Raw genomic sequence first — 6,847 nt, forward strand, 5'->3', positions numbered from 1 at the left:
GCCCGGGTGGGGAAACCGACGCCCAGATCAGCGTGGCCCCGCCTCCAGGCGCTCCTCCTCCTGGCGCTCGTACTCGAGGCGGTCGGCCTCCAGGCCCGCGGCCACCCGCCGGTGCGCCTCCCAGATCTCCTCGGGGAGGTTCTGGAACTCCCGCAGGTGCGCCTCGCGGAAGCCCATCTCCTGGCACCAGCGCTCCAGGTCGAGGGCGAGGATCACGTCGAGGTCCTCGTCGTCGATCTCCAGGCCGTCGAGCCGGAGCTCCTCCTCGAGCGGGAGGACGCCCACCGGGGTCTGCCGGCCGGAGACCAGCCCGTCCTTGAGCTCCACCAGCCACAGCAGCGCCCGGAGGTTCTCCCGGTAGCCCGGCCACCGGAAGTGGCCGTCCTCGGGGTCCCGCTGGAACCAGTTGACGTGCGCGAAGATCGGCGGGTCGGTCGCCCGGCCGATGATGTCCAGCCAGTGCGCGGCGTAGTCGCCCTCGGAGTAGGCCATGAACGGACGCATCGACATCGGGTCGTAGCGCAGCTGCCCGTCGACGCCCTCGGCGGCGAACGTCGCCTCCGCGCCGAGCGTCAGCCCGTCGTACACGCCCTCGGCGATGTCGTGGATCGCCCGGACCAGCGGCTCACGGTCGCTGGTGCGGCCGCCGAAGATGATCGCGTCGATCGGCACGCCGGCCGGGTCCTCGAAGTTCGTCGCGACATTCGGGACGTTGGCGAGCGTGGTCGTGAACCGGCTGTTCGGGTGGGCCCACGGCGACTGGTCGTCCGGGTCCCGCTCGGAGATCAGGTGGCCCTTCCAGTCGCGCCAGCCGGCGACGTCGGCCGGCGGGTGCTTGGTCTTGCCCTCCCACCAGACCTCGTGGGTGTCCTCGTTGTAGGCCACGTTGGTGAAGATCGCGCCGCTGCCGGGCCGGATCGCGTCCAGCGCGGTCGGGTTGGTCTTCTCGTTGGTGTCCTTGGCGACGCCGAAGACCCCGTTCTCGGGGTTCATGCCGTAGACCCGGCCGTCATCGGGGTTCACCCACAGCCAGGCGATGTCGTCGCCGTAGAACTCCACCGTGTAGCGGTCGCCGAGCGCGTCGGGCGCCAGCGTCATCGCGAGGTTCGTCTTGCCCGAGGCGCTCGGGAAGCCGCCGCAGACGTGGTACCGCTTGCCGGTCTCCTTGTCGACGATCCCGAGCAGCATGAACTGCTCCGCGAGGAACGCCTTCGACGCCCACCCGTCGTAGCAGGCCTGCCGCAGGCCGTGCGCGATCTTGCCGAGCAGCGCGTTGCCGCCGTACGACGAGCCGAAGTGCAGGATCGTGCGCTCGTCGGCGACCGTCACGAAGTAGCGCTGGTCGTGCGGCGTGCCCTGGCCGAGGTTCTCCAGGTCGCCGGTCACGTGGACGGCCCGCACGAAGCTGTCCGGGTCCTCGAGGTCGTCGAGGTACTGGGCGCCGACCCGGGCCATCCGGATCATGTGGAGGACGACGGTGCGCGAGTCGGTCAGCTCGACGCCCGCGGCGTACCGCTCGAGCGGCGAGCCCGGCGGCGCCATCAGGTACGGGACGACGTACATCGTCTTGCCCGTCGACGCCCCGCGCATCAGGTCCACGAGCAGCGGCTTCATCTCGGACGAGGGCCGCCAGTTGTTGTAGACGCCCTTGTCCGCGGGGTTGCTCGTCGCGACGATCGTGCGCTCCTCGGAGCGCGCGGTGTCCTTGTGGAAGCTGCGGGAGTAGTAGAGCCCGTCGCCGGCCGGCTGCAGCTCCCCGGCGTCGAGCGCCTCCGCCAGCAGCCGGGCGTCGTCGGCGGCGCCGACGACCTCCACCCGGTCCGCTCCGGTGATCTCCGCCCAGTGTGCGACGTACTCGCGCACACTGGCGTTCTTCAGACCTGCTTCGTCGAGAGCCTTCTCCACGTCGACCATGAACTGCACACCTTTCGGTCCGCTCGCCCGGTGCCTCGCACCGTACCCAAGTCTTTCGTTCCGCTCACCCGCCGGGGTAGGGACGTAAGTCACCCGCGGGCGGGCACTGCCGGGATCGGTGACCGCCGGCGATGTCGATCCGGGGCCCTCCCCGTTCGACCCACCCGTGAGAGGGTCCCGAGAGGAGGACCCGGAGCTTCGCAGGAGAACACCGTGAAGTACATGCTGATCATGCGTTCGACCGACGAGTCGGCGGCGGCGATGCAGGACCTCGACTTCGAGGAGGTCATCGCGACGATGGGCCGCTTCAACGAGGAGCTGATCAACGCCGGGGTGCTCGTCGCGATGGACGGGCTGGACGACCCGGCGGAGGGCGTCGTCGTCGACTACTCCTCGACGCCGCCGGTCGTGACGGACGGGCCGTACGGCGAGACCAAGGAGCTCTTCGGCGGCTTCTGGGTCCTCGACGTGGCCTCGAAGGAGGAGGCCGTCGAGTGGGCGAAGCGCGCGCCGCTGGCGGGGCCGGGCATGAAGGCGGAGATCCGCCGGATCCCGACCATCGACGAGTTCCCGCAGGACAACTCGTGGATCCAGCGGGAGCGGGCCTGGCGGGAGCGCACCGGCCAGCTGTGACCGGGACCGGGCGCGAGGCGGTCGAGGCGGTGTGGCGGATCGAGTCCGCCCGCATCGTCGGGGCGCTGGCCCGTTCCACCGGCGACTTCAGCCTCGCCGAGGACGTGGCCCAGGAGGCCCTGGCGCAGGCGCTGGTCAGCTGGCCGCGCGACGGCGTACCCGCCAACCCCGCGGGCTGGCTGCTGACGACCGGCCGCCGGCGCGCGATCGACGCGTTCCGGCGCCGGTCGGCGCTGGACGAGCGGTACGCCGCGCTGGCGCACGAGCCGCCGCGGGAGGAGGCACCGGGCGACGACCTGCTCGCGCTGATGTTCATCGCCTGCCACCCGATGCTGTCCCGGGAGGCGCAGGTCGCGCTGACCCTGCGGGTGCTGGGCGGCCTGACCAGCGACGAGATCGCGCGCGGGTTCCTGGTCCCGACCGCGACCGTGCAGGCCCGGATCACCCGCGCGAAGAAGACCCTGTCGGCCGCCCGGGTCCCGTTCGAGGTGCCACCGGACGAGGAGTGCCGGGCCCGGCTCGGCCCGCTGCTGAGCGTGCTCTACCTGATCTTCACCGAGGGCTCGTCGGCCACCTCCGGGGAGGAGCTGATCCGGCCCGACCTGGCCCGCGAGGCGATCCGGCTGACCCGCGTCCTGGTCACGCTGCTGCCCGACGAGCCCGAGGTGCACGGGCTGCTGGCCCTGCTCGAGCTGACCGCCGCGCGCTTCCCCGCCCGGCTCGACGCGGACGGCGACCCGGTGCTGCTCGAGCAGCAGGACCGCCGCCGCTGGGACCGGGAGGCGATCCGCCGCGGCCGGGCCGCGCTGGCGCAGGCCGGCCGGGTCGGCCGCGGCCTGGGGCCGTACGGCGTCCAGGCCGCGATCGCCGAGTGCCATGCGGTCGCCCCCTCGGTCGCCGAGACCGACTGGCAGCGGATCGTGCTGCTCTACGAGGCGCTCGGCCGGATCGCCCCGTCCCCGGTCGTCGAGCTCAACGGCGCGGTCGCGCTGTCGATGGCCCGGGGGCCCGCGGCGGCGCTGGCCGTCGTCGACGAGCTCGTCGCCGGCGGGTCGCTGGCGGGCTCGCACCTGCTGCCCAGCGTGCGCGGCGAGCTGCTCGGCCGGCTCGGCCGCACCGACGAGGCGCGCGCCGAGCTCGCGCTCGCCGTACGCCTGTGCGGCAACGCGCGCGAGCGCGGGCTCCTCGAGCGGAAGATCGCCGCGCTGGGCTGACCGTCCTGGTCCCTCAGCGGACGCCGATGCGCGCCGAGCAGGCCGGCCAGGCGCCCCAGCCCTGGTGCTTCTTGATCCGCTCGGCGATCCGGATCTGCTCGGCCCGGCTCGCCCGGCTGGGGAGCGAGGCGAGCTTCCTGCCGCCGTACCCGCGCCAGGTGCCGAGGCTGATCTGGAGGCCGCCGTAGTAGCCGTTGTGGGTGTTGATGTGCCAGCGACCGCCCGACTCGCACTGGGCGAGCCGGTTCCAGGTCTTCCCGCTGACGGCGTCGGCCGGCGCGTCGAGCGCCAGGACCGGAACGAGCGTGGACGCCGCGAGCGCGGCGGCCGACACGAGGGTGCGCATGCGCATGAGAGATCTCCAGCGAGCGCCGGCGAGGTGAGCTGTCGGGTTCGGGCTGGAGTAGCCCGGCCACGGCCGTGGTGTCCGGCCGTTGCTTCACCCCGAGGGCCGCGGTGCGGCCCGTGGAACGTGTGGTTCCCCCGCTCCTGCCCGAGCGTCTTCCGTCGATGTCCGGCCTCCGGCCGGGCAGGACTGGGCGCGCACGGGGACCGTCCCGCAGGAACGCGGGACCCCACGACGGTAGGCAGACGCCCGAGCGCCGCCCAACCCGGCGGCGGTGTGAGGCTGCGCACCCGTCCGGCGATTCGTGATGCAACCAGGACCCCGGCTCGGGCGTACCGGGGGCATGAAGCTGCGTCTCGCCCTCCCCGTCTCGGCGCTCCTCGCCGCCACCCTGGCTCCACCCGCGCCGGCCCAGGCGGCGCCGCCGTCCTGCCACGGCGAGCGCGCCACGATCGTCGGCACGGCCGGTGACGACCGGCTCACCGGCACCGCCGGCCCGGACGTGATCGTGGCCCGGGGCGGTGACGACGTCGTGGCCGCCGGCGGCGGCGACGACCTCGTCTGCGGCGGCGACGGCGCGGACCGGCTCGCCGGAGGTCCGGGCGACGACCGGCTGTTCGGCGAGCGAGACGGCATCGGGACCGACCGCGGCGGCAGCTACCGGATCCCCGACGAGCTCACGGGCGGTCCCGGCAACGACGTGCTCGACGTCGGCTCCGACGGTCGCCGGGTCGACCAGGACGGGGGCCACGGCAGCGTGACGTACGCGACGGCGGGCGGGCCCATCCGGGTCGACCTCGACCGAGGCACCGCCCGAGGTGCAGGCCGGGACCGGATCGTCCCGATGGCCGGCCTCGAGGTCGTCGGCTCGGCGTTCGGCGACCACCTGGCCGGCGGGGCCGGCCCCGACCACCTCGTCGGTGGCGGAGGGGACGACACGCTCCTCGGCCGCGGTGGCGCGGACCTCCTCCTGCCGGAGGGGTACGACGCGCCGCACCGCAACGACCGCGACACGGTCGACGGGGGGCCGGGGAGGGACACGATCCTCGCCCGGTTCGGCAGGGACGTGCTGCACGGCGGCAGCGGCGACGACCAGGTCACCACCTGGTCGTCGAAGCCCAGCGAGGTCTACGGCGACGCCGGCGACGACGTCGTCGAAGGCGCGGTCACGCAGGGGCGCGGCTTCGTGCTCGACGGCGGCGAGGGGGACGACCGCGGCTACCTGGGCCGGCCCGCGCGCACGATCCGTCCCGAGGACGACCCCGGCCCCACGATCACGGTCCGCGAGGCCGACGGCGTCGTCGAGCGGGAGGGCGAGCAGGTCGGGACGCTGCTCTCGGTCGGCGACCTCGAGCTCGCCAGCCGGCTGCGGTGGGTCTACCTCGGGACCGAGGACGCCGACGTCGTGACGGGCGGCTACTACTGGCCGTTCCGCGCCGAGACCTTCGGCGGCGACGACGTCGTCACGGGCTCGGGCGAGCGGGACCGGATCGACGCCGGGGACGGCACCGACCGGGTCGTCGGCAACGAGGGCCGCGACACCTGCCTCCACGCGGAGGACGTCACGAGCTGCGAGGTGCTGACGGAGTAGCCGCTGCGGCGACCTGCTCCGGTCCCTCCTGTCCGACCCGGCGGCCGCGGCGGCCGAGCAGCAGCAGGGCCAGGCCCGCGACCACCGCGAGACCGCCGGCGAGGTAGCCGACCAGGGGGACGATGTCCTCGATCAGCCGCAGCTGGCCGATGTTCGCGTGCGCGTCGTCGACGTTGGTCCGGATCTGGTCGTCGGTGAAGGCGAGGTCGAGGTCGAGGATCTTGCCGACACCGCGGGCGACGCGCTCCTGGTGCACGACCTGGTTGATGATCGCACCGGTCCGGGGCTCGACGTAGTACTCGGTCGTCTGCAGGTAGCTGCCCTTGACGTCACCGACCACCTTGACCCGTTCGGCGCTCGCGTCGGCCCGGTAGACGTAGGTCCGCAGCCCGTCGACCTCGTCGGTGCCGGTGTACCTCGCGTCGACCGCGGCGCCGATGACGCCGTCCCAGACCGGGTAGGTCGTCTTCTCGGCACCGAAGGGCCACTTGTTCTGCAGGCCCTCCTGCTGCGGTGTCTTCGGAGGCACGTAGCCGTCGTTGGGGACGGTGAGGGCGGTGTGCCGGTCGGTCGCGAACACGTCGGTCTCGGCGCTGATGAGCCGGCCCTGGGGGTCCTTGGCCCGGACGCAGCCGTCGATGCCGCCCTCGTCCCGCACGACGCACAACGAGGTGAACCACACCGCGACGTGGTCGGTCGAGGCCTTGCTGTCGACCTGGTTGCCGCTCCACGCGAGCACCGCGGTCGGCTGGAGCTCGAGGTCGGGGCCGGTGGCCACCTGGGCATCACCCGCCAGGCGGGTCGTGTTGTCGGTGTCCAGCGGGGTCCGCTCGATCTGCCCGGGGGCCCAGACCTGGGCGACCACCGCCGCGGCGATGAGAAAGGCGCCGAGCCCGATGAGAATCGGCGCGACCAGCTTGCGCATGAGTCCAGTGGCGCTCGTCCGGCGCCGGACGGCTAGGTGCAAAGGTCCCGAGTTTTCCGTGCGATCGCCGAACGAGCAGTGGGCCGCCCCCGACGTCACAGGTTGCCGTGGGCGAGGTCCCCGACCGCGGCGACTGCCCTGGCGTCAGAACGCGGTCACCAGGTCGGGCTCGGTCTTCTCGCGGACCTCGGCCTCGGTGACGCCGGGGGCCAGCTCGACCAGCT

The 6,847-nt window shown here is 73.3% G+C and carries 6 protein-coding genes and 1 riboswitch; of the genes, 3 read left to right on the plus strand and 3 right to left on the minus strand.

Going from position 1 to position 6,847, the window contains the following annotated elements:
• Positions 1-27 precede the first annotated feature (27 nt).
• Positions 28-1,914, minus strand: coding sequence for a phosphoenolpyruvate carboxykinase (GTP) (locus ABD086_RS16490; protein WP_343908671.1), 1,887 nt, complete (start codon positions 1,912-1,914; stop codon positions 28-30).
• 222 nt (positions 1,915-2,136) lie between these two features.
• Between ABD086_RS16490 and ABD086_RS16495 the strand changes: the two genes are divergently transcribed.
• Both ABD086_RS16495 and ABD086_RS16500 read left to right on the plus strand, forming a co-directional pair.
• A complete protein-coding gene (locus tag ABD086_RS16495; RefSeq protein WP_343908679.1) occupies positions 2,137-2,547 on the plus strand; it encodes a YciI family protein in 411 nt (136 codons plus the stop codon).
• A complete protein-coding gene (locus ABD086_RS16500) occupies positions 2,544-3,761 on the plus strand; it encodes an RNA polymerase sigma factor (protein WP_343908672.1) in 1,218 nt (405 codons plus the stop codon). Before ABD086_RS16495 ends, ABD086_RS16500 begins: the two co-directional genes overlap by 4 nt.
• Before the next feature lie 13 nt (positions 3,762-3,774).
• Here the strand turns inward: ABD086_RS16500 and ABD086_RS16505 are convergent, their stop codons facing one another.
• Positions 3,775-4,113, minus strand: coding sequence for a transglycosylase family protein (locus ABD086_RS16505; protein ID WP_343908673.1), 339 nt, complete (start codon positions 4,111-4,113; stop codon positions 3,775-3,777).
• Positions 4,114-4,115: 2 nt separating this feature from the next.
• Positions 4,116-4,271, minus strand: a riboswitch (cyclic di-AMP (ydaO/yuaA leader).
• Positions 4,272-4,450: 179 nt separating this feature from the next.
• Between ABD086_RS16505 and ABD086_RS16510 the strand changes: the two genes are divergently transcribed.
• Positions 4,451-5,698 carry a calcium-binding protein gene (locus ABD086_RS16510; protein WP_343908674.1) on the plus strand — a complete coding sequence of 416 codons (1,248 nt, stop codon included), beginning with the start codon at positions 4,451-4,453 and terminating at the stop codon, positions 5,696-5,698.
• Here ABD086_RS16510 and pgfA read toward each other — a convergent pair.
• The gene (pgfA, locus tag ABD086_RS16515) at positions 5,670-6,623 is read right to left on the minus strand and encodes a cell envelope lipid trafficking protein PgfA (RefSeq protein ID WP_343908675.1); all 954 of its coding nucleotides are present in this window, start codon (positions 6,621-6,623) and stop codon (positions 5,670-5,672) included. The genes ABD086_RS16510 and pgfA overlap by 29 nt on opposite strands.
• Positions 6,624-6,847: the final 224 nt, after the last annotated feature.

Source organism: Nocardioides aquiterrae, from assembly GCF_039526625.1.
Taxonomy (GTDB): Bacteria; Actinomycetota; Actinomycetes; order Propionibacteriales; family Nocardioidaceae; genus Nocardioides; species Nocardioides aquiterrae.

Coding starts and splice junctions, on each gene's coding strand:
- ABD086_RS16490 (WP_343908671.1), bottom strand. CDS start 1,914: ATGGTCGACGTGGAGAAGGCTCTCGACGAAGCAGGTCTGAAGAACGCC.
- ABD086_RS16495 (WP_343908679.1), top strand. CDS start 2,137: ATGCTGATCATGCGTTCGACCGACGAGTCGGCGGCGGCGATGCAGGAC.
- ABD086_RS16505 (WP_343908673.1), bottom strand. CDS start 4,113: ATGCGCATGCGCACCCTCGTGTCGGCCGCCGCGCTCGCGGCGTCCACG.
- ABD086_RS16510 (WP_343908674.1), top strand. CDS start 4,451: ATGAAGCTGCGTCTCGCCCTCCCCGTCTCGGCGCTCCTCGCCGCCACC.
- pgfA (WP_343908675.1), bottom strand. CDS start 6,623: ATGCGCAAGCTGGTCGCGCCGATTCTCATCGGGCTCGGCGCCTTTCTC.